At 70.8% G+C, this 19,030-nt stretch carries 16 protein-coding genes; 4 read left to right on the top strand and 12 right to left on the bottom strand.

Annotation, left to right across the window (positions count from 1 at the left end; genetic code table 11):
• Positions 1–13 precede the first annotated feature (13 nt).
• Entirely contained in the window at positions 14–1,618 is a 1,605-nt protein-coding gene (locus ACNKF0_RS19375) for a glycoside hydrolase family 13 protein (RefSeq protein WP_416954453.1), read from the top strand.
• 109 nt (positions 1,619–1,727) lie between these two features.
• On the opposite strand, the gene ACNKF0_RS19380 is transcribed toward ACNKF0_RS19375, so the two are convergent.
• The 6 genes from ACNKF0_RS19380 to pdxH all read right to left on the bottom strand — a co-directional run bounded on the left by ACNKF0_RS19380 (position 1,728) and on the right by pdxH (position 9,275).
• On the bottom strand, positions 1,728–2,186 hold the full coding sequence (locus ACNKF0_RS19380) for a MarR family winged helix-turn-helix transcriptional regulator (RefSeq protein ID WP_416954454.1): 459 nt from the start codon (positions 2,184–2,186) through the stop codon (positions 1,728–1,730).
• Entirely contained in the window at positions 2,183–3,769 is a 1,587-nt protein-coding gene (locus ACNKF0_RS19385) for an MDR family MFS transporter (protein ID WP_416954455.1), read from the bottom strand. The genes ACNKF0_RS19380 and ACNKF0_RS19385 overlap by 4 nt, the downstream gene beginning before the upstream one ends.
• Before the next feature lie 501 nt (positions 3,770–4,270).
• Complete coding sequence (locus tag ACNKF0_RS19390) at positions 4,271–6,277, bottom strand: ABC transporter ATP-binding protein (protein WP_416954456.1); 2,007 nt, start codon at positions 6,275–6,277, stop codon at positions 4,271–4,273.
• Positions 6,277–8,010, bottom strand: a complete 1,734-nt coding sequence (locus tag ACNKF0_RS19395; RefSeq protein WP_416954457.1) for an ABC transporter ATP-binding protein — start codon at positions 8,008–8,010, stop codon at positions 6,277–6,279. The genes ACNKF0_RS19390 and ACNKF0_RS19395 overlap by 1 nt, the downstream gene beginning before the upstream one ends.
• Complete coding sequence (locus ACNKF0_RS19400; protein ID WP_416954458.1) at positions 8,010–8,585, bottom strand: TetR/AcrR family transcriptional regulator; 576 nt, start codon at positions 8,583–8,585, stop codon at positions 8,010–8,012. The genes ACNKF0_RS19395 and ACNKF0_RS19400 overlap by 1 nt, the downstream gene beginning before the upstream one ends.
• 51 nt (positions 8,586–8,636) lie before the next feature.
• On the bottom strand, positions 8,637–9,275 hold the full coding sequence (pdxH, locus tag ACNKF0_RS19405; protein WP_416954459.1) for a pyridoxamine 5'-phosphate oxidase: 639 nt from the start codon (positions 9,273–9,275) through the stop codon (positions 8,637–8,639).
• Positions 9,276–9,331: 56 nt separating this feature from the next.
• Here pdxH and ACNKF0_RS19410 point away from each other — a divergent pair, with 56 nt between their 5' ends.
• On the top strand, positions 9,332–10,435 hold the full coding sequence (locus ACNKF0_RS19410) for a citrate synthase 2 (RefSeq protein WP_299930863.1): 1,104 nt from the start codon (positions 9,332–9,334) through the stop codon (positions 10,433–10,435).
• Here the strand turns inward: ACNKF0_RS19410 and ACNKF0_RS19415 are convergent.
• The 3 genes from ACNKF0_RS19415 to ACNKF0_RS19425 all read right to left on the bottom strand — a co-directional run bounded on the left by ACNKF0_RS19415 (position 10,372) and on the right by ACNKF0_RS19425 (position 12,098).
• Positions 10,372–11,043, bottom strand: coding sequence for a hypothetical protein (locus ACNKF0_RS19415; RefSeq protein ID WP_416954460.1), 672 nt, complete (start codon positions 11,041–11,043; stop codon positions 10,372–10,374). The two genes, ACNKF0_RS19410 and ACNKF0_RS19415, sit on opposite strands and share 64 nt — an antisense overlap.
• Positions 11,044–11,128: 85 nt before the next feature.
• Positions 11,129–11,494 carry a thiol-disulfide oxidoreductase DCC family protein gene (locus ACNKF0_RS19420; protein WP_416954461.1) on the bottom strand — a complete coding sequence of 122 codons (366 nt, stop codon included), beginning with the start codon at positions 11,492–11,494 and terminating at the stop codon, positions 11,129–11,131.
• Between the two features lie 124 nt (positions 11,495–11,618).
• Entirely contained in the window at positions 11,619–12,098 is a 480-nt protein-coding gene (locus ACNKF0_RS19425) for a GNAT family N-acetyltransferase (protein ID WP_416954462.1), read from the bottom strand.
• Between the two features lie 101 nt (positions 12,099–12,199).
• Here ACNKF0_RS19425 and serC point away from each other — a divergent pair, with 101 nt between their 5' ends.
• Positions 12,200–13,321 carry a phosphoserine transaminase gene (serC, locus tag ACNKF0_RS19430; RefSeq protein WP_416954463.1) on the top strand — a complete coding sequence of 374 codons (1,122 nt, stop codon included), beginning with the start codon at positions 12,200–12,202 and terminating at the stop codon, positions 13,319–13,321.
• 5 nt (positions 13,322–13,326) lie between these two features.
• On the opposite strand, the gene ACNKF0_RS19435 is transcribed toward serC, so the two are convergent.
• The 3 genes from ACNKF0_RS19435 to ACNKF0_RS19445 form a co-directional block, all read right to left on the bottom strand.
• Positions 13,327–14,322 carry a DNA topoisomerase IB gene (locus ACNKF0_RS19435; protein WP_416954464.1) on the bottom strand — a complete coding sequence of 332 codons (996 nt, stop codon included), beginning with the start codon at positions 14,320–14,322 and terminating at the stop codon, positions 13,327–13,329.
• Positions 14,323–14,383: 61 nt separating this feature from the next.
• A complete protein-coding gene (locus tag ACNKF0_RS19440) occupies positions 14,384–15,730 on the bottom strand; it encodes a protealysin inhibitor emfourin (protein ID WP_416954465.1) in 1,347 nt (448 codons plus the stop codon).
• Positions 15,731–15,995: 265 nt separating this feature from the next.
• The gene (locus ACNKF0_RS19445; RefSeq protein ID WP_416954466.1) at positions 15,996–16,799 is read right to left on the bottom strand and encodes a hypothetical protein; all 804 of its coding nucleotides are present in this window, start codon (positions 16,797–16,799) and stop codon (positions 15,996–15,998) included.
• A gap of 334 nt (positions 16,800–17,133) precedes the next feature.
• On the opposite strand from ACNKF0_RS19445, the gene typA reads away from it, so the two are divergent.
• The gene (gene typA, locus ACNKF0_RS19450) at positions 17,134–19,026 is read left to right on the top strand and encodes a translational GTPase TypA (protein WP_299930879.1); all 1,893 of its coding nucleotides are present in this window, start codon (positions 17,134–17,136) and stop codon (positions 19,024–19,026) included.
• The last annotated feature ends 4 nt before the right edge of the window (positions 19,027–19,030 follow it).

Genomic DNA, 19,030 nt, shown 5'->3' on the forward strand with positions numbered 1-19,030 from the left:
AGAGGATCGCGCCATGGTTGATGTGAACGATCCAAAGACCTTCTGGTGGCGCAACGCCGTCGTGTACCAGGTCTACGTCCGCAGCTTCGCCGACAGCGACGGCGACGGCATCGGCGACCTGCCCGGCATCACCTCGCGCCTGCCGCACCTCGCCGACCTCGGCGTCGACGCCCTGTGGATCACGCCGTTCTACCGCTCGCCGCAGCACGACCACGGCTACGACGTCGCCGACTACCGCGACATCGACCCGCTCTTCGGCTCGCTGTCCGACGCCGACGCCCTGGTCGCGCGCGCCCACGAGCTCGACCTGCGCGTCGTGGTGGACCTCGTGCCCAACCACACCTCCGACCAGCACGAGTGGTTCCAGGCCGCGCTCGCCGCCGGTCCGGGCAGCCCCGAGCGTGCCCGCTACCTCTTCCGTGACAGCCCGGAGGACAAGCCGGCCGGCACCCCGCCCAACAACTGGGAGTCCGTCTTCGGCGGCCCGGCGTGGACCCAGGTCGAGGACGGCCAGTGGTACCTCCACCTCTTCGACTCCACCCAGCCCGACCTCGACTGGCGCAACCCCGAGGTGCCGGCGATGTTCGAGGACGTCCTGCGCTTCTGGCTCGACCGCGGCGTCGACGGGTTCCGCGTCGACGTGGCCCACGGGCTCTTCAAGGAGGCCAGTCTCCGCGACCAGGTCGTCGAGGAGGGCAAGCGCGCCTCCTCCGGCCAGGTCAACACCGACCACTCGATGGTCTCGCTCGACCTCAAGGACGAGCCGATGTGGGACCAGCCCGAGGTCCACGACGTCTACCGCGCGTGGCACCGGGTCCTCGACGAGTCCGGCCCGGACAAGATGGCCGTCGCCGAGGCGTGGACCCAGACGGCCGAGTCGATGGCCGCCTTCGTGCGCCCCGACGAGCTCGACCAGGCCTTCAACTTCGCCTGGCTCCTCGCGGACTGGTCCGCCGAGGCCTTCGCGACGGTCATCACCGACACCCTCGCCGCGGTCGAGCCGGTCGGCGCCTCGCCGACGTGGGTGCTCAGCAACCACGACGTCGTACGCCACGTGACCCGCTACGGCGGCGGCGAGCAGGGCCTGGCCCGCGGCCGTGCGGCGACGCTGACGATGCTCGCCCTGCCCGGCTCGAGCTACCTCTACCAGGGCGAGGAGCTCGGCCTCGAGCAGGTCGACGTCGCCCCGGAGCACCGGCAGGACCCGTCCTACCTCCGCACCGGCGAGGTCGGCCGCGACGGCTGCCGCGTGCCGATCCCGTGGGGCGGCACCGAGGCGCCGTACGCCTTCGGGCCGGGCGACGGGCAGCCGTGGATCCCGCAGCCCGAGGAGTGGGCGTCGCTCACCGTGGAGGCGCAGACCGGCGCCGAGGGCTCGACGCTCGAGTTCTACCGCGCAGCGCTCGCAGCCCGTTGCGACTTCGCCTGGACCGCGGGTGAGACGGTCGAGATGCTCGACCTCGGCGCGGACGTCCTGGCCTTCCGCCGCGGGCCGATCACGGTCGTGCTCAACTGCGGCGAGGCCGCCGTCGAGCTCCCGCAGGGCCAGCTGCTGCTGGCCAGCGGACCGGTCGACGGCGGCAAGCTGCCGGGCGACACCGCGGCCTGGCTGCGCTGACGGCCCTCGAACGACGCCGCCTCCGGCGCTGCGTCATACGGATCGGCACCCATGGGTGCGGGTTCGCATGACGCTGGCGCCGGAGGCGGTGGTGTCTGTCGCCTGACGGTCAGTCGTCGCTGAGGGCCCGGTTGTACGCCGCCAGCTGGGCGCTGAACCCGGCGAGGTCGTCGTCGCTCCAGTCCGCCAGCCGCTGGTCGAAGCGATCGCTGCGGCTGCGCGTCATGGTCGCGAGCCGTCGGCGACCCTCGTCGCTGGCGTCCAGGAGGATCGCGCGACGGTCCTCGGCGGCGGGCTGCCGCTCGACCAGGCCGAGGTCTACGAGGGACTGCACCTGACGGCTGACGCCGCCCTTGTCCATGCCGAAGGCGTCGGACAGGTCGGCGGCACGGAGCGGGCCGTGCTGCGCCAGGTGGGCGAGGATGAAGTACGTCATCGGGTGCAGGTCGGGGTGCACCTCGCGGGCGCGCTCGCCCATCACCCGCTTCACGCGCCGGATCAGCGTCCCGACCTCGGCCTCGATGGCGCGCAGGTCGTCGTACCTCTTCGTCGTCACAGAGGTGATCATGCCTGCGAGGCTTCCGCGACGAGCTCGTCCTCGCGCTTCACGGACGTGCGCAGGGGCACCTCCTTGATGAGGAGCACCGCGATCAGCGCGCCGATCGCGAACGGGAGCGCCACGAGGAAGATGTGGCCGGTCGCGTCGCCGTACGCGCTCTCGAAGATGGCGCGGATCGGGGCGGGCAGGGTCGAGACGTCCGGTACGCCTCCGGTCTGGTGGCCGACCTGGTCGGCCAGCTCGGGGTGCGAGGCGACGAGCGCGCTGAGCCCGGCCTCGACGGCGTCGGCGACCTGGTGGGCCAGGACGGCGCCCAGGGCGGCGATCCCGACGGATCCGCCGAGGGAGCGGAAGAACGCGACGACCGACGACCCGGCGCCCATGTCGGAGAGCGCGATGGTGTTCTGCACGGCGAGGACGAGGTTCTGCATGGTCGCGCCGAGGCCGAGACCGAGCACGGCCATGAAGAGGCCGGTGCGCCACAGCGGGGTGGATGCGTCGATCGTGGAGAGCAGTCCGATGCCGAGGATGACCGCGACCATGCCGCCGACGAGCCAGCGCTTCCACACGCCCGTGTTGGAGATGATCCGGCCGCTGACGATGCTCGAGACGAGCAGGCCACCGACCATGCAGATCGACATCAGGCCGGCCTCGGTGGGGCTCATGTCCTTGGCGCGCTGGAAGTAGAGGCTGAGGTAGACCGTCGAGCCGAACATCGCGAGGCCGATGAGCACCGACGCGATGGTGGCGAGGGTCAGCGTGCGGTCCTTGAACAGGCGCAGCGGGATGACCGGGTCCTTGGCGACGTTGGCCTCGACGTGGATGGCGGCGGCGGTCACGACGACGGCCGCGGCCACGAGGGCACCGCTGGTCCACGAGACCCAGTCGAAGTTGATGCCGCCGAGCGAGACCCAGATCAGGAGGATCGAGACGCCGCCGACCAGCAGGAAGGCGCCGAGGTAGTCGATCGAGACGTCGGTGCGCTTGACCACGGGCAGGCGCAGCGTCTTCTGCAGCACGACGAAGGCGAGCGCCGCCACCGGGAGCCCGGCGAAGAAGCACCAGCGCCAGCCGACCGTGTCCACGAGGACGCCGCCCACGAGGGGGCCACTGACGGTCGCCAGGGCGAAGACCGCGCCGATGTAGCCGCTGTAGCGGCCGCGCTCACGCGGCGAGACCATCGTCGCGATGACGACCTGGACCAGTGCGGTGAGGCCGCCGACGCCGAGGCCCTGGACGACGCGGGCGCCGATCAGCACCTCCATCGACGGCGCGAAGCCCGCGATCAGGGAGCCGATCGAGAAGATCACCAGGGCCGTCTGCACGAGCAGCTTCTTGTCGAAGAGGTCGGCGAACTTGCCCCAGATCGGCGTGGTCGCCGTCATCGCGAGCATGGTCGCGACGACGACCCAGGTGTAGCCGGTCTGGCTGCCCTCGAGATCGTCGACGATGGTCGGCAGCGCGTTGCTGACGATCGTGCTGGAGAGCATCGCGACGAACATCGCGAGGAGGAGGCCGCTCAGGGCCTCCAGCACCTCGCGGTGGGTCATCTCGCCGCTCTGCTCGGCGGGGATGGTGGGTGCCTGGGTCACTGCAGTCCTTCGTTCAGTTGCTCTTCGCAATAGTTGCTCTCCACAACCATAAGACCGCTCGGGTTGTTCCGCCATTCAGCGCGACGAGACCTGGATCACCTCATCGGGCGTCCGCCCGCCCCGCCGCCCGGACCCGCGCAGCGTCATACGAACCCGCACGCATGGGTGCCGGTTCGGATGACGCAGACCGCCCGGACCCGCGCAGCGTCATCCGGATCCGCACGCATCGGTGCCGGTTCGGATGACGCAGGCCAGCACAGGCCCGGGAAATGCAGCGACCCGCAGGCCTGCTGCCCCTCGGAGAGGGGCCCCGGCGGATGACACCGGGAGCCTGCGGGTCGGGTGGCTGCAGTGGATTCGCCGGCAGCTGTCGGCGGACCGGGCTGCCTTAGCGGGCAGCCACCTCACTCATCCGAAAAGAACTCATTCTCCGGATCACCTCCCTTCTGTGTGTGACCACCGTACGTCGGGGGGTGGACCCGCTCAACGGGTTAAGCGACGTCAACCCACCACGTCCTCGACCGCCGCCTCGAACTGCGAGCGGTAGAGCCGGGCGTAGGCGCCGTCCACCGCGAGCAGCTGCTCGTGCGAGCCCTGCTCGACGATCGAGCCGTCCTCCATGACGAGGATCAGGTCGGCGTCGCGGATCGTGGAGAGGCGGTGCGCGATCACGAACGACGTACGGTCCGAGCGCAGCGCCGCCATCGCCTGCTGCAGCAGGAGCTCGGTGCGGGTGTCGACCGACGAGGTGGCCTCGTCGAGAATCAGGAGCGCGGGGTCGGAGAGGAAGGCACGGGCGATGGTCACCAGCTGGCGCTCGCCGGCGGACAGGTTGGAGCCGTCCTCGTCGATGACGGTGTCGTAGCCGTCGGGCAGCGAGTGCACGAACCGGTCGACGAACGTCGCGCGGGCGGCCTCGAGGATCTGCTCCTCGGTGGCGTCGGGCCGGCCGTAGGCGATGTTGTCGCGGATGGTGCCGGCGAAGAGCCAGGTGTCCTGCAGCACCATCCCGATCCGCCCACGCAGCACGCCGCGCGGGATCGAGGTGATGTCGACCCCGTCGATGAGGATCCGGCCGGACTGCGGGTCGTAGAAGCGCATCACCAGGTTGACCATCGTCGTCTTGCCGGCGCCCGTGGGCCCGACGATCGCGACGGTGTGGCCGGGCTCGGCGACGAGCGAGAGGTGCTCGATGAGCGGCCGCTCGGGGTCGTAGGAGAACGACACGTCCTCGAAGCGCACCTCGCCGTGAGCATCGGCGGCAGCGGCCGGACGCCCGGTCGCGTCGATCGACTCCTCCTCCGCGTCGAGCAGCTCGAAGACCCGCTCCGCCGACGCGACGCCCGACTGCAGCAGGTTGAGCATCGAGGCGACCTGGGTGAGCGGCTGGGTGAACTGGCGCGAGTACTGGATGAAGGCCTGCACGTCACCGAGCGACATCGTGCCGCTCGCGACCCGCAGGCCGCCGAGCACGGCGATGACGACGTAGTTGAGGTTCCCGACGAACATCATGATCGGCATGATCAGTCCGCTGACGAACTGGGCGCCGTACGACGCCTCGTAGAGCTCCTCGTTCTGCTCGGCGAACACCCGCTCGGCCTCGTGCTGGCGGCCGAAGACCTTGACGATCGCGTGGCCGGAGAAGGTCTCCTCGATGTGGGAGTTCAGCGTCCCGGTGCGGCGCCACTGCTGGATGAACATGCCCTGCGAGCGCTTCATCACCGCGCCCGTGATGCCCATCGCGATCGGCACCGACACCAGCGCGACGAGCGCCAGCAGCGGCGAGATCCAGAACATCATCGCCAGCACTGCGAAGACGGTGAGCAGCGAGTTGAGCATCTGGCTCATCGTCTGCTGGAGCGTCTGGCTGACGTTGTCGATGTCGTTGGTGACCCGGCTCAGCAGCTCGCCGCGCGGCTGCTTGTCGAAGTAGCCCAGCGGCAGCCGGTGCACCTTGTCCTCCACCTCGGAGCGCATCCGCAGCACGGTGCCCTGCACGACGTCGTTGAGGAGGTAGCCACCGAGCCAGGCCAGCAGCGACGCGGCGACGTAGACGGCCAGCACGACGAGCAGCACGTCGGCGACCGCCGAGAAGTCCACCCCGTCGGTGAGGTCCATCGAGGCGAGCATGTCGGCCCGGTCGTCCTCGCCCTGCGCGCGCAGCGACTCGACCGCCTGCTCCTGCGTGGCCCCGGTGGCGAGCACGTCCTTGCCGATGAGTCCGGCGAAGACGAGGTCGGTCGCCCGACCCAGGATCCAGGGCCCGATCGCCATGGCGATCACGCTGAGGACCGTCAGCACCAGGACGGCGTACGCCTTGTGGCGCTCGGGGTGCAGCCGGGCGAGCAGCCGCTTGAGCGAGGGCCAGAACGTGTCGGCCTTCTGGCCGATCATGCCGCCGCCCATCGGGCCGCGGCCGGGTCCGCCCGGTCCGGTCTGGACCCGCTCGGTCTCCTTGAGCTGCCCGTCCTTGGCGGGTGCCGCCGGCTCGGTCTTGCTGGTGCTCATCAGGCCACCTCTTCCGCGGTCAGCTGGGACTCGACGATCTCGCGATAGGTCGTGCAGGTCTCGAGCAGCTCGTCGTGGGTGCCGCTGCCGACGACGGCGCCGTCCTCCATCACCACGATCCGGTCGGCGTGACGGATGGTCGCGACGCGTTGCGCGACGATCACGACCGTCGCCTCCCGCGTCACCGGCCTGAGCGCCGCGCGCAGGCGGGCGTCGGTCGTGAGGTCGAGCGCGGAGAACGAGTCGTCGAACAGGTAGATCTCCGGGCGGCGGATCACCGCCCGGGCGATGGCCATCCGCTGGCGCTGGCCGCCGCTGAGGCTGCTGCCGCCCTGGGCCACCTCGGACTGCAGGCCGTCGGGCATCGCCTCGACGAACTCCTTCGCCTGGGCGATCTCGAGCGCCGCCCACATCTCGTCCTCGGTGGCGTCGGGCTTGCCGTAGCGCAGGTTGTCGGCGATCGTCCCGCGGAAGAGGAACGCCTTCTGCGGCACCAGCCCGAGCCGGGACCACAGCGCCTCGGGGTCGAGGTGGCGTACGTCGATCCCGCCGACGCGCACCGCTCCCCCGGTCGCGTCGAACAGGCGCGGCACGAGGTTGACCAGGGTCGACTTGCCGGCGCCGGTCGAGCCGACGATCGCCACCGTCTCGCCGGGACGCGCGGTCATCGTGACCTCGCGCAGCACGGGCTCGTCGGCGCCGGGGTAGGCGAAGGTCACCGCGTCGAGCTCGAGGGTGAGCGACGGGGGCAGCTCGGTGACGGGGTCGCTCGGGGGGACGACCGACGACTCGGTGTCGAGGACCTCGGTGATCCGGTCGGCGCACACCGCGGCGCGCGGCACCATCATCAGCATGAACATCGCCATCATCACCGACATCACGATCTGCATCAGGTAGGAGATGTAGGCGGTGAGGGCGCCGACCTCCATGTAGCCGTCCTCGACGCGGTGCCCGCCGAACCACAGCACGCCGACGGTCGCGACGTTGGCCACGATCATCACGGTCGGGAACATCGCGGCCTGCCAGCGTCCGGCGCGGATCGCGACCTCGGTGAGCTGGACGTTGGCGTCGGCGAAGCGGGTGGTCTCGTGCTCCTCGCGCACGAACGCCCGCACGACGCGTACGCCGGTGATCTGCTCGCGCAGCAGCCGGTTGACCTCGTCGATGCGCTCCTGCATCAGTCGGAAGCTCGGCACCATCTGGCGGATGATCAGGCCGATCGAGACACCGAGGACGGGCACGACCGCTAGGACCAGCCAGGACAGGCCGACGTCCTCGCGGGCGGCCATGATGATGCCGCCGACCATCATGATCGGCGCCGCCACCATCAGCGTGCCGCCCATCAGCACGAGCATCTGCACCTGCTGCACGTCGTTGGTCTCGCGCGTGATCAGCGACGGCGCCCCGAAGTGCTGCACCTCGCGTGCCGAGAACGACCCGACCCGGCGGAAGATCGCGGCCCGCAGGTCGCGACCGAAGCCCATCGCGTTGCGCGCGGAGAACCAGACGGCCGCGATCGCGCAGACCACCTGCACCAGCGACACGGCGAGCATCAGCCCGCCGTGTCGCACGATGTAGCCGGTGTCACCGGTGACCACGCCGTTGTCGATGATGTCGGCGTTGAGGCTCGGCAGGTAGAGCGCGGCCATCGTGCCGACGAACTGCAGCGCGACCACGGCGGCCAGCGGGGCGGCGTACGGCCGGAGGTAGGTGCGGACGAGTCGGAGGAGCATCAGGAGTCCTTCCGGTGCAGACCGTCGAGGACGGTGGTGACGATCTCCTCGGCCGTGAGGGTGCGGCCGGCGCAGACATGGGGATGGCTGCCGGAGAACGTCAGCAGCCGGGTGATGTGGACGAACTCCTCGACGGGTACGGCGAGCTCGGCCGCATGCGGCGCGATGAGATCCGTCATGATCCGGACGGCCTCCTCGAGACCGGGCCTCAGGTTCTGGCGATCACGGGGAGGCGCGGCCATGCCGACGGCCGTCATCAGCCCGAAGATCCCGCGATAGCGGTCCTGGAAGAGCTCGACGATCGCGCGGACGAGGTCGCGCAGCGTCTGGTCGGGGTCGATGTCGCGCAGGCCGGCGAGGAAGGGGGTGTCGTCGAACGCGTGGTCCAGTGCCGCGTCGACGAGCTCGTCCTTGGACTCGAAGACCCGGAAGATCGTGCCCTCTGCGACCCCGGCGGCGTCGGCGATCAGCTTGGTGGTGACGCTGCGCCCGTGCTCGTGCAGCAGGGGGATCGTCGCGTCGACCAACGCCTCGCGCCGGTCCTCGGGGGTCATCGGGCGGGCACGTGGGGTCACCCGGCGATGGTAGGTGAGTGAGCGCTCACTCACAAACGCTTTCCACCGGGGTCAGGGGGCGAGCCGCTCCGTCGTCCACCCGTCGTCGCCGCGCCGGTAGACCAGCCGGTCGTGCATCCGGCTCGGGCGCCCCTGCCAGAACTCGATGACCTCCGGGCTCACCCGGTAGCCGCCCCACTCCGGAGGCACCGGGAGCGGGCCGTCGTCGCCGAAGCGTTCCTGCACCCGGGCGTACGACGCCGCCAGCGCGGAGCGCGACGCCACCGGCCGTGACTGGTCGGAGGCCCACGCCCCGAGCTGGGCACCGCGCGGGCGGGACCTGAAGTAGGCCTCGACCTCGTCGTCGGGCAGCACCGACGCCACGCCCTCGACGCGCACCTGCCGCTCGAGCGGGTGCCAGGGGAACAGCAGCGCGCACCGCGCGTCGACGGCGAGGTCGGCGCCCTTGCGCGAGGCGCGGTTGGTGTAGAAGACGAAGCCGTCCGGCCCGACGCCCTTGAGCAGCACCATCCGGCTCGACGGCCCACCCTCCACGGTCGCCGTGGAGAGCACCATCGCGTTGGGCTCGTGCACCCCGGCGTCGGCGGCCTGGCGCAGCCAGCGCCCGAACATCTCGATCGGGTCGGCGGCCAGGTCGGGCAGGTCCAGCCCGCCCCGGCCGTACTCCTCGCGCAGTCCGGACAGGTCCATGTCCCGACCCTAGTCGGGCGGCGGTGCACAATGAGCCGTCCCTACGAAGGAGTGGCATGACCGAGATCCAGCACGGCCTCGAAGGTGTCGTCGCGTTCGAGACGCAGATCGCCGAGCCCGACAAGGAAGGGTCCGCGCTGCGCTACCGCGGCGTCGACATCGAGGAGCTGGTCGGCCGCGTCCCGTTCGAGAACGTCTGGGGCCTCCTCGTCGACGGCTCCTACACACCCGGCCTGCCCCCGGCCGAGCCCTACAACATCTCGATCCACACCGGCGACGTCCGCGCCGACGTGCAGGCCGCGGTGGCGATGCTCGCGCCGATGCTCGGCATGGGCCAGACCTACGACATCTCCGACGAGCAGGCCCGCCTCGACCTCTCCCGCGTCGCCGTGATGGTGCTGTCGTACGCCGCCCAGTCGGCGCGCGGCCTCGGCAAGCCGGTCGTCACCCAGGCCGACGTCGACCAGGGCCGGACCCTCGCCGAGCGGTTCCTCATCCGGTGGCGCGGCGAGGCGGACCCCCGGCACGCGCACGCGATCGACGCCTACTGGTCGTCGGCAGCCGAGCACGGGATGAACGCCTCGACCTTCACCGCCCGCGTCATCACCTCCACCGGCGCCGACGTGGCCGCCGCCTTCTCCGGAGCCATCGGCGCGATGTCGGGCCCACTGCACGGTGGTGCGCCCTCGCGCGTGCTCGGGATGATCGAGGAGGTCGAGAAGCGCGACGGCGACGCGACGTCGTACGTCAAGGAGCTGCTCGACGACGGCGAGCGACTGATGGGCTTCGGGCACCGCGTCTACCGCGCCGAGGACCCGCGGGCCCGGGTGCTGCGGCGCACGGCCCGCGAGCTCGACGCCCCGCGCTACGAGGTCGCCGAGGCGCTCGAGAAGGCCGCGCTCGCCGAGCTGCGCGAGCGACGACCCGACCGCGTGCTGGAGACCAACGTGGAGTTCTGGGCGGCCATCGTCCTCGACTTCGCCGAGGTGCCGGCCCACATGTTCACCTCGATGTTCACCTGCGCCCGCACGGGCGGGTGGTCGGCGCACATCCTCGAGCAGAAGACCACCGGCCGGCTGATCCGGCCGTCCGCGGTCTACGCGGGACCGGCCACGCGTCCCGCCGACGAGGTCGAGGGCTGGGACGCCGGCTGGGCGTAGTACCAGGACGTCCTGCCCCTCGCACCCTTGCGCGTCAGCGAGACGTGCAGGTGGTCGCGGTGGCGCAGCGTCGGCGAGCAGGTGCGCCGGGTGCGGCAGCCCGAGCTGAGGTAGCGCTTGGCCACGAAGCCGTCGTAGGAGGCGTACATCGTGTCGTCCCAGATGATGTACATGATCCCCATCCGACGGGCGAGGGCGTGCGGCTGACCGGTGTCGTCGGGGGCGAGGAGCTCGTCGAGCAGGGCGGCGGCGAGGGCGGCGTCCACGGGGTCGGTCGCGTCGAGGAGCCAGTCGAACGCACGCGACTCCTTGTGCTCGCTGCGGCTCGAGCCGGCGCACGAGCGACTGATCGGGCCGTAGCCGCCGCCGCGGGCGACGAGCCAGTCGGCGAGCATCAGCACGCCCGGCTTGGGCGTGCGCTTGCAGGTCGTCTGCGGCTGGTAGCCGGCGTAGGGCTCCATCGGCATGAGGAACGGGGCCGAGGCCGTCACGGTCCCGCGACGGTCGGGCTCGCCGGCCGAGGCCGCGGTGGGGCCGGTCGCGAGCATGCCGAGCAGCAGGACGCAGGTCGCCGCGACCACACCGGCAGCGCGAGATGACACGTGCATCGATGTCCCACCTTCCCCTGAGATCACACCTGGCACAGGGACCGTAAGCGGCCCCACGCGCAGGCGTCCGGGGATCGTCAGAACATCAACGCTGTAGTTCGCAGGCGGCCGTCCCGCCCGGCAGGCGGTGCCGGTTGGCGGCCACCCAGGCGTAGGTGCGGCGCGCGATCGGGTCGACCGGACGGGACTCGATCACCCGCCCGACCAGGCGCCAGGGCCGCGGCCCCGTGCGCAGGATCGAGGCGAAGGCCCGGTGGCCGTAGTCGACCCGGCCGTCGGGGTGGACGTAGGGCATCTCGACGACCGCCCGCACCGGGTCGACGCCGAGCGCCTCGAGGTCGGCGGCCTGGACGGTCGAGCTGTCGACGTCGACGCCGAGCCTCGGCACGAGGCGCGCCGTGCGCATGCAGAAGCCGCAGTCGGCGTCGTTGAGCATCAGTCCGCGTTCCACGACTGAAGGCTACGTCGGGAGCTGGTCGACCGGCTGTCGCTTCCCGACGCCGGGTCCTGCCCGTTGTGACACACGACGTGTCAGGACGCGCGGGTCACTGCCCCGGGTGACGACAGCACGTGTGTCAGATCCGGCGGGCGAAGCAGCGGCTGAGGTCGGAGCCGCAGTAGTAGCCGAAGCCGGGGATCGGCTCGTAGCCCGACGACTGGTAGAGCTCGATCGCCTCCGGCTGCTTCATCCCGGTCTCGAGCACGAGGGCGTGGATCCCGGCGTCCGCCGCGGTGGTCTCGAGGTGGGCGAGCATCCGCCGGGCCACGCCACGACGCTGCGCAGCGGGGACGACGTACATCCGCTTCACCTCGGCGGTGACCTCCGCGCCGAGCGCCGTGACCGACGACCGCCGCCACGCGCCCGTCGCGACCGGCGCGCCGTCGAGGTAGCCGACGAAGAACTGGCCGAGCGGGTCCTCGAAGTCGCGCGGGTCGACCGGCGACTCGTCGCGGCCGCCGTAGCGGGCGACGTACTCCTCCTGCACGGCCTCGACCAGCAACCGGGCGTCGGGATGCGTGATGGGGAGGCGCTCGATGCGCAGGTCGGCGTTCATCGTTCGTCCCCCGTCTCGGACCCTGGCCGGGCGGATGACAGACTAGGCGGCGCTGACAGCGTCGTCAGGACCACCCTTCCGCTTCCACGTGAGGTTCCTCCATGACCGACGCCCTCAAGATCCCCGCTGAGCTCCTGCCGGCCGACGGCCGCTTCGGTGCGGGCCCGTCCAAGATCCAGACCAGCCACCTCGACGCGCTCGCCGCGACGGGCTCGTCGTTGATGGGCACCTCCCACCGGCAGGCCCCGGTCAAGAAGACCGTCGGCCGGGTCCGCGAGGGGCTGGCCGCGCTGTTCGACCTGCCCGAGGGCTACGAGGTCGTGCTGGGCAACGGCGGCGCGACGGCGTTCTGGGACATCGCCTGCTTCGGCCTCATCAGGGAGAAGAGCCAGCACCTGTCCTTCGGTGAGTTCTCGTCGAAGTTCGCCACCTCGGCCAAGAAGGCGCCGTGGCTCGCGGACCCGTCGGTCATCACCAGCGAGCCGGGATCGCGGCCCGACGCGGTCGCCGAGGACGGCGTCGACGTCTACGCCTGGGCGCACAACGAGACCTCCACCGCCGTGATGGCGCCCGTACTCCGCCCCGCCGGCATCGCCGACGACGCGCTCGTGCTGGTCGACGCCACCTCCGGCGCCGGCGGCCTGCCCGTCGACCTCGACCAGGTCGACACCTACTACTTCGCTCCGCAGAAGTGCTTCGCCTCCGACGGCGGCCTTTGGATCGCCCTCATGTCGCCGCGGGCGCTGGCGCGCGCCGAGGAGATCGCGGCGAGCGACCGCTACGTCCCGCCCTTCTTCGACCTGCCGACCGCGATCGACAACTCCTCGAAGAACCAGACCTACAACACCCCGTCGGTGGCCACGCTCTTCCTGATGGCCGAGCAGCTCGACTGGATGAACAGCCAGGGCGGGCTCTCCGGCATGGTCGAGCGCACGACGGCCTCCTCGGACGCGCTCTACGGCTGGGCGGAGCGCACCTCCTACACCACGCCGTACGTCGCCGAGCCGAGCGACCGGTCGCTCGTCATCGGCACCATCGACTTCGACGACTCGATCGACGCCGCCGCCATCGCCGCCACCCTCCGGGCCAACGGCATCGTCGACACCGAGCCCTACCGCAAGCTCGGCCGCAACCAGCTCCGCATCGCGATGTACCCCGCGATCGACCCGTCCGACGTCGAGAAGCTCACCGCCGCGATCGACCACGTCGTCGCCCACAGCTGACCGGGTCAGGCAGACAGCAGCTTGAGCACGGCGCGCTCGAGAGCCGCCTGCCGGGCGTCGTCGGTGTCGTAGGAGCCGCGGACCTTGATCGTCCGGCCCCGCTCGTAGGCCTCGACGACGCGCGGGTCGACGTACGACGTGCGCGCGAGAGTCGGCGTGTTGCCGAGGAAGTCCGAGACCTCCTTCATCGCCGAGGAGACCGCCCGCTTGCGCGAAGCCTTCGTCTTCCCCGGCTCGTTGGTCTCGGCGAGCGCGGACGCGGCGATCACGGTGGCGTGCCAGGTGCGGAAGTCCTTCGCCGTCGCCTCGATGCCGAAGCAGCCGCGGATGTAGTCGTTGACGTCGGAGGAGGACAGGTCGCGCCAGGTGCGGCCGTCCTTCCAGGCCAGCAGCCGGTCGCCGCCGCCACGACGGCGACGCATCCCGTCGAGGGCACCCACGGCCGCCGGGTCGTCGATGTCGATGCAGTGCTCGACGCCCGACTTGCCGGTGAAGCAGAACCGCAGACCACCCTGGTACTTCGACACGTGCTCCCGGAGCATCGTGGTGAGGCCGAAGGAGCCGTTGGTGTCGGTGTAGACGTCGTTGCCGATGCGGAAGTAGCCGAGGTCGAGCAGGCGTACGGCGACGGCGCACGCGCGCTCCTGCGACATGCCCTCCGCACCGATGTCGGCCAGCACCCGCTCGCGAGCCTTCGACAGCGCCTTGCCGAAGCCGAGGATCCGGTCGAACTTGGCGGCGTCGCGGCTGGTGCGCCAGTGCGGGTGGTAGAGGTACTGCCGGCGGCCGGCGTCGTCGGTGCCGACGGCCTGCAGGTGCCCGTTGGCGTAGGGCGTGATCCACACGTCCTTCCACGCCGGCGGGATGACGAGGTCCTTGCAGCGCTGGACCTGGTCGGGGTCGAGGCGGTTGCCGTGCTCGTCGAGGTAGGTGAAGCCCTTGCCGGAACGGCGACGGGTCCAGCCGGGCTGGTCGGGGAAGGTGCGCCTCAGTCGCGGCATGCGGTGAACCTAGCGAACGGGCCAGCGTCATGCCGTCACCCTGAGGGAGGTCTGCGGGAGCTCAGGACTCCGTGCCCGGGCGCAGGATCCGCCGCGCCAGCTCGGCCTGGCTGGCCGTCAACAGGTGCTCGGGCACGCGCACCGGGTCGTGGTCGTCGACGGTGAACGTGTAGACGAACATGTCCGGGCGGGGCGGCCCGTCGGTGGTCCCGGACGCGAGCACGGCCTCCGACACCAGCTGCCCGAGGTCGGGGTCGTCGGACCGGTCGATCTCGACCTCGGCGGTCTCGGTGCGGCCGGTAAACCCGCCGCTGCGCTCGACGCGCAGGCGGCCTCCCGCCGGCGGCTGGGGTGGCGACGGCTGGGGGCCGGGGTCGACCACTGGTCCGGCGCCGACCTCGACGTCCACGCCGACCTGCGCCCACGCCTGCCGTACGGCGTCGGCGTGCGCGCCGGCAGCCGCGACGGTCGCCGCGGCGAAGGTGGTGAAGGTCGCGCCCGAGGGCACGTCGCCGCCGACGAGGGCGTCGTACCAGATCCGGCCGGCGCCAGCGACCGACGTGCCGCCGATCGCGACCGCCGCCAGCTGGAACGCCTTGTTGGGGATGCCGGAGTTGAGGTGGACGCCGCCGTTGTCGGCGGTGGTGTCGATGTAGTCGTCCATGTGGCCGACCTGGGGGTCCGCGCCGATGTCGGGGTCGTCGTAGGCGGTGCCGGGCGCTGCCATGTCGCGCAGGGCGCGGGCCTGGACGGACGGCATGAAGATGCCCTGCCCGATCAGCCAGTCGCCCGCGCCCGCGTCCTGCCCCAGGAGGCGCTGCTTGAGGCACGAAGCGAACGCGTCGGCGACCGACTCGTTGAGCGCGCCCGACTGCCCGCGGTAGGTGAGGTCGGCGGTGTGCTCGATGACCGCGTGGGAGAACTCGTGGGCCAGGACGTCGACGGGCTTGGTGAACCGCTCGAACACCCGGCCGTCGCCGTCGCCGAAGACCAGCTGGGTGCCGTCCCAGAAGGCGTTGTTGTAGCGGGAGCCGTAGTGGACGGTAAGGCTGACCGGTGCCCCGGCGCCGTCGTGGGAGTCGCGCGAGAGGTCCTCGAGGAACATCCGCAGGGTCGCCTCGATGCCGGTGGCGGCCTCGTCCACGGCGACGTCACCGGTCTCCGGCTCCCCCGCACTCCGCACGGGCGTGCCGGGCAACGACGTGCTCGACCCTGCGTCGTGCACCGTCCACGCCGGCCCCGCGACCACGCCCTCGGCGGTCGTGTCGCCCGCCGGACGCGGCTCCCGCGCCTTGGCCGCCCGCTCGCGGCGCAGCTCGTCGTCCTGCGACGCCTGCTCCGGACCGTCCACCCGCTCCACGAGCCACGGTGGGATGAAGGTGCAGCGGGGTCCCCGAGATGTCGTCATGCCACTTGTCTACTCCCTGCCGCCGACAACGACCACCGGTCGCCGTGCGACGACGTCATCAGGTCGCGCTTGAGCCGAAGTTGCCGGAGTGGCGGCAGATCGCCGCTCCAGCCCGCGGTTCCGCGCGATGTGCCGCCACCTCCGACCGCGAGCTGTCAGAAGTGGCGGCAAATTGCCGGCCCCAGCCCGTCGTGCGGGCAATGTGCCGCCACCTTGGGCCGGGGGCTGTTGGTGGTGGCTACAGAAAGAAGGCTGGGATCGGCAGTCAGGCGCAGGACGACGCGGTGAAGGTCAGGTCGGTGAGGAAGATCCCCTGCAGACCCTGCGCGGTCAGCTCGCCCGGTTGGTCGTTCCAGTAGGTCAGGACGTAGGCCATGCTCGCGGGCCTTCCTGCGTAGCTCACCGTCACGTTGCCGTTCCCACCAGTAACGGGGTCGTGCTCGACGTCAGTGCTGGTGCTGCGCCACGGATCAGCCGAGGTGCCCGAGCCGGTCACCATGCCGGCCTTGGCGCCCGCAGGGTTGCCGCTGAGCCATACGCGGTCCTGGTACTGACCGCGCTTGATCTCGCGCTGCTTCCACTGTCCCCTGTCGCGGTACCACTCCCAGCGCGAGGGCTCGGCGTTGGCGTCGATGTCACTCAGCGTGAACTTGAGGTTGCTGACGGGGCGGCTGAAGATCAGCGTGATCTCCTGGCGGTGGTTGCTTCGCGGAGTCGAGAACTCGTCGACGGTCGCGCGCTGCATGATCGTCAGGCCCTTCCTGCCCGTGCCACCCACATTGCCGGGTGACAGCGCCAGGTTCGAATAACCCCCGGTGCTCCCCGCCTCTACGCTGCCGTAGAAGAGGCTCGACACCGTCATCGTCAGCGGCTCGCTCCCCAACGTCCCCGTACCTGCAGCGCTCACCACGCGGGCGACCGCCGACCGGTTGCGCGCGTCGTAGTGCGACGCCCACTCGATCTTGTAGTTGGCGTCAGCACACGCCACCGGCCCGGAAGCAGCGGCGTAGGCCGGAACCGCGACGGCGACAGAGACCGCGGGCGCGGTCCAGGCGGCGGCGCGGAGCACGGTGCGCCGGCTCGGGACGTACGACGTGGGTGTGGCGGGCTCGACAGAGGTGGTCGACATGGCAGCTCATCCCTCCCGGATGACGGTTCTCGCACCGGGCGCAGCGCATCCCCACGCGCTTCCCCCGGCCTGTGGCAACGACAGTAGGGAGGGGTGGTTGAAGACCGGACCGCTTTTACCGCCCCGTGGAGCAACCGTGCGCGACCCGGTCACCGCGCGTCACCGATTGAGGTCGACATGCTCAGCGCCGGTAACCTAGTCAGGCGATCAACGCGTCATGCGTGCGGCCCGCGGCCGCCTGTCGCCACCCGATCTCCGCCCGGAAGGCCCTTGCATGCCCACCCAGTCCCGCTCCGACCTGCGCAACGTCGCGATCGTCGCCCACGTCGACCACGGCAAGACCACGCTGGTCGACGCGATGCTCCGCCAGGCAGGCGCGTTCACCGCGCACCAGGCCGAGAGCGTCGCCGACCGTGTCATGGACTCCGGCGACCTCGAGCGCGAGAAGGGCATCACGATCCTCGCGAAGAACACCGCCGTCCACTACGCCGGTCCGGCCGGCGGCGGCCAGCCGATGGTCATCAACATCATCGACACCCCGGGTCACGCCGACTTCGGTGGCGAGGTCGAGCGCGGCCTGTCCATGGTCGACGGCATCGTGCTCCTGGTCGACGCCTCCGAGGGCCCGCTCCCCCAGACGCGCTTCGTGCTGCGCAAGGCGCTCAACGCCGACATGCCGGTGATCCTGGTCGTCAACAAGACCGACCGCAGCGACGCCCGCATCAGCGAGGTCGTGGACGAGTCGTACGAGCTCTTCATGGACCTCCTCGACGACACCCACAGCCAGGACGCCCTCGACTTCCCGGTCGTCTACGCCTCCGGCAAGGCCGGCATCGCGTCGCTGGAGAAGCCCGAGGACGGCACGATGCCCGAGGGCACCGACCTCGAGCCGCTCTTCAAGACGATCCTCGAGACGATCCCCGCCCCGCAGTACGACGAGGGCGCGCCGCTCCAGGCCCACGTGACCAACCTCGACTCGTCGCCGTTCCTCGGCCGGCTCGCGCTGCTGCGCATCCACCAGGGCACGCTCAAGAAGGGCCAGACCGTGGCCTGGATGCGCCGCGACGGCGAGGTCAAGAACGTCCGCATCACCGAGCTCCTCGTCACCGAGGGCCTCGAGCGCAAGCCGGGCGAGTCCGCCGGCCCCGGCGACATCGTCGCCATCGCCGGCATCCCGGAGATCACCATCGGCGAGACCCTCGCCGACGCCGACAACCCGGTCGCGCTGCCGCTCATCCACGTCGACGACCCGGCCATCTCGATGACCATCGGCACCAACACCTCGCCCATGGTCGGCAAGGTCAAGGGCGCCAAGGTCACCGCCCGCCTCGTCAAGGACCGCCTCGACTCCGAGCTCATCGGCAACGTGTCGCTGCGCGTCCTCCCGACCGAGCGCCCCGACGCGTGGGAGGTCCAGGGCCGCGGCGAGCTCGCGCTGGCGATCCTCGTCGAGCAGATGCGCCGCGAGGGCTTCGAGCTCACCGTCGGCAAGCCGCAGGTCGTCACCCGGGAGGTCGACGGCAAGGTGCACGAGCCGTTCGAGCGGCTCACCATCGACGCCCCGGAGGAGTACCTCGGCACCATCACCGAGCTCCTCGCGACGCGCAAGGGCCGCATGGAGGGCATGACCAACCACGGCACCGGCTGGGTCCGCATGGACTTCGTCGTCCCCTCGCGCGGCCTGATCGGCTTCCGCACCGAGTTCCTCACCGAGACCCGCGGCACGGGCATCGCCCACCACATCTCCGAGGGCTACCACCCGTGGGCCGGCGAGATCCGCTCGCGCAACAACGGCTCGCTGGTGGCCGACCGCTCCGGTGCGGCGACGGCGTACGCCATGACGTCGCTGCAGGAGCGCGGCGTGCTCTTCGTCGAGCCCACCACCGAGGTCTACGAGGGCATGATCGTCGGCGAGAACTCCCGCGCCGACGACATGGACGTCAACATCACCAAGGAGAAGCAGCAGACCAACATCCGGTCCGCCACCTCCGACAACTTCGAGAAGCTGATCCCGCCGAAGCGGCTCTCGCTCGAGCAGTGCCTGGAGTTCTGCCGCGAGGACGAGTGCGTCGAGGTCACGCCCGAGATGGTGCGCATCCGCAAGGTCGTGCTCGACGCCAACGCGCGCGCCAAGACCGCCTCGCGGGCGCGCAAGGCCAACAAGTAGGTCG

It is taken from the genome of Nocardioides sp. T5, from assembly GCF_048161455.1.
Classification (GTDB): domain Bacteria; phylum Actinomycetota; class Actinomycetes; order Propionibacteriales; family Nocardioidaceae; genus Nocardioides.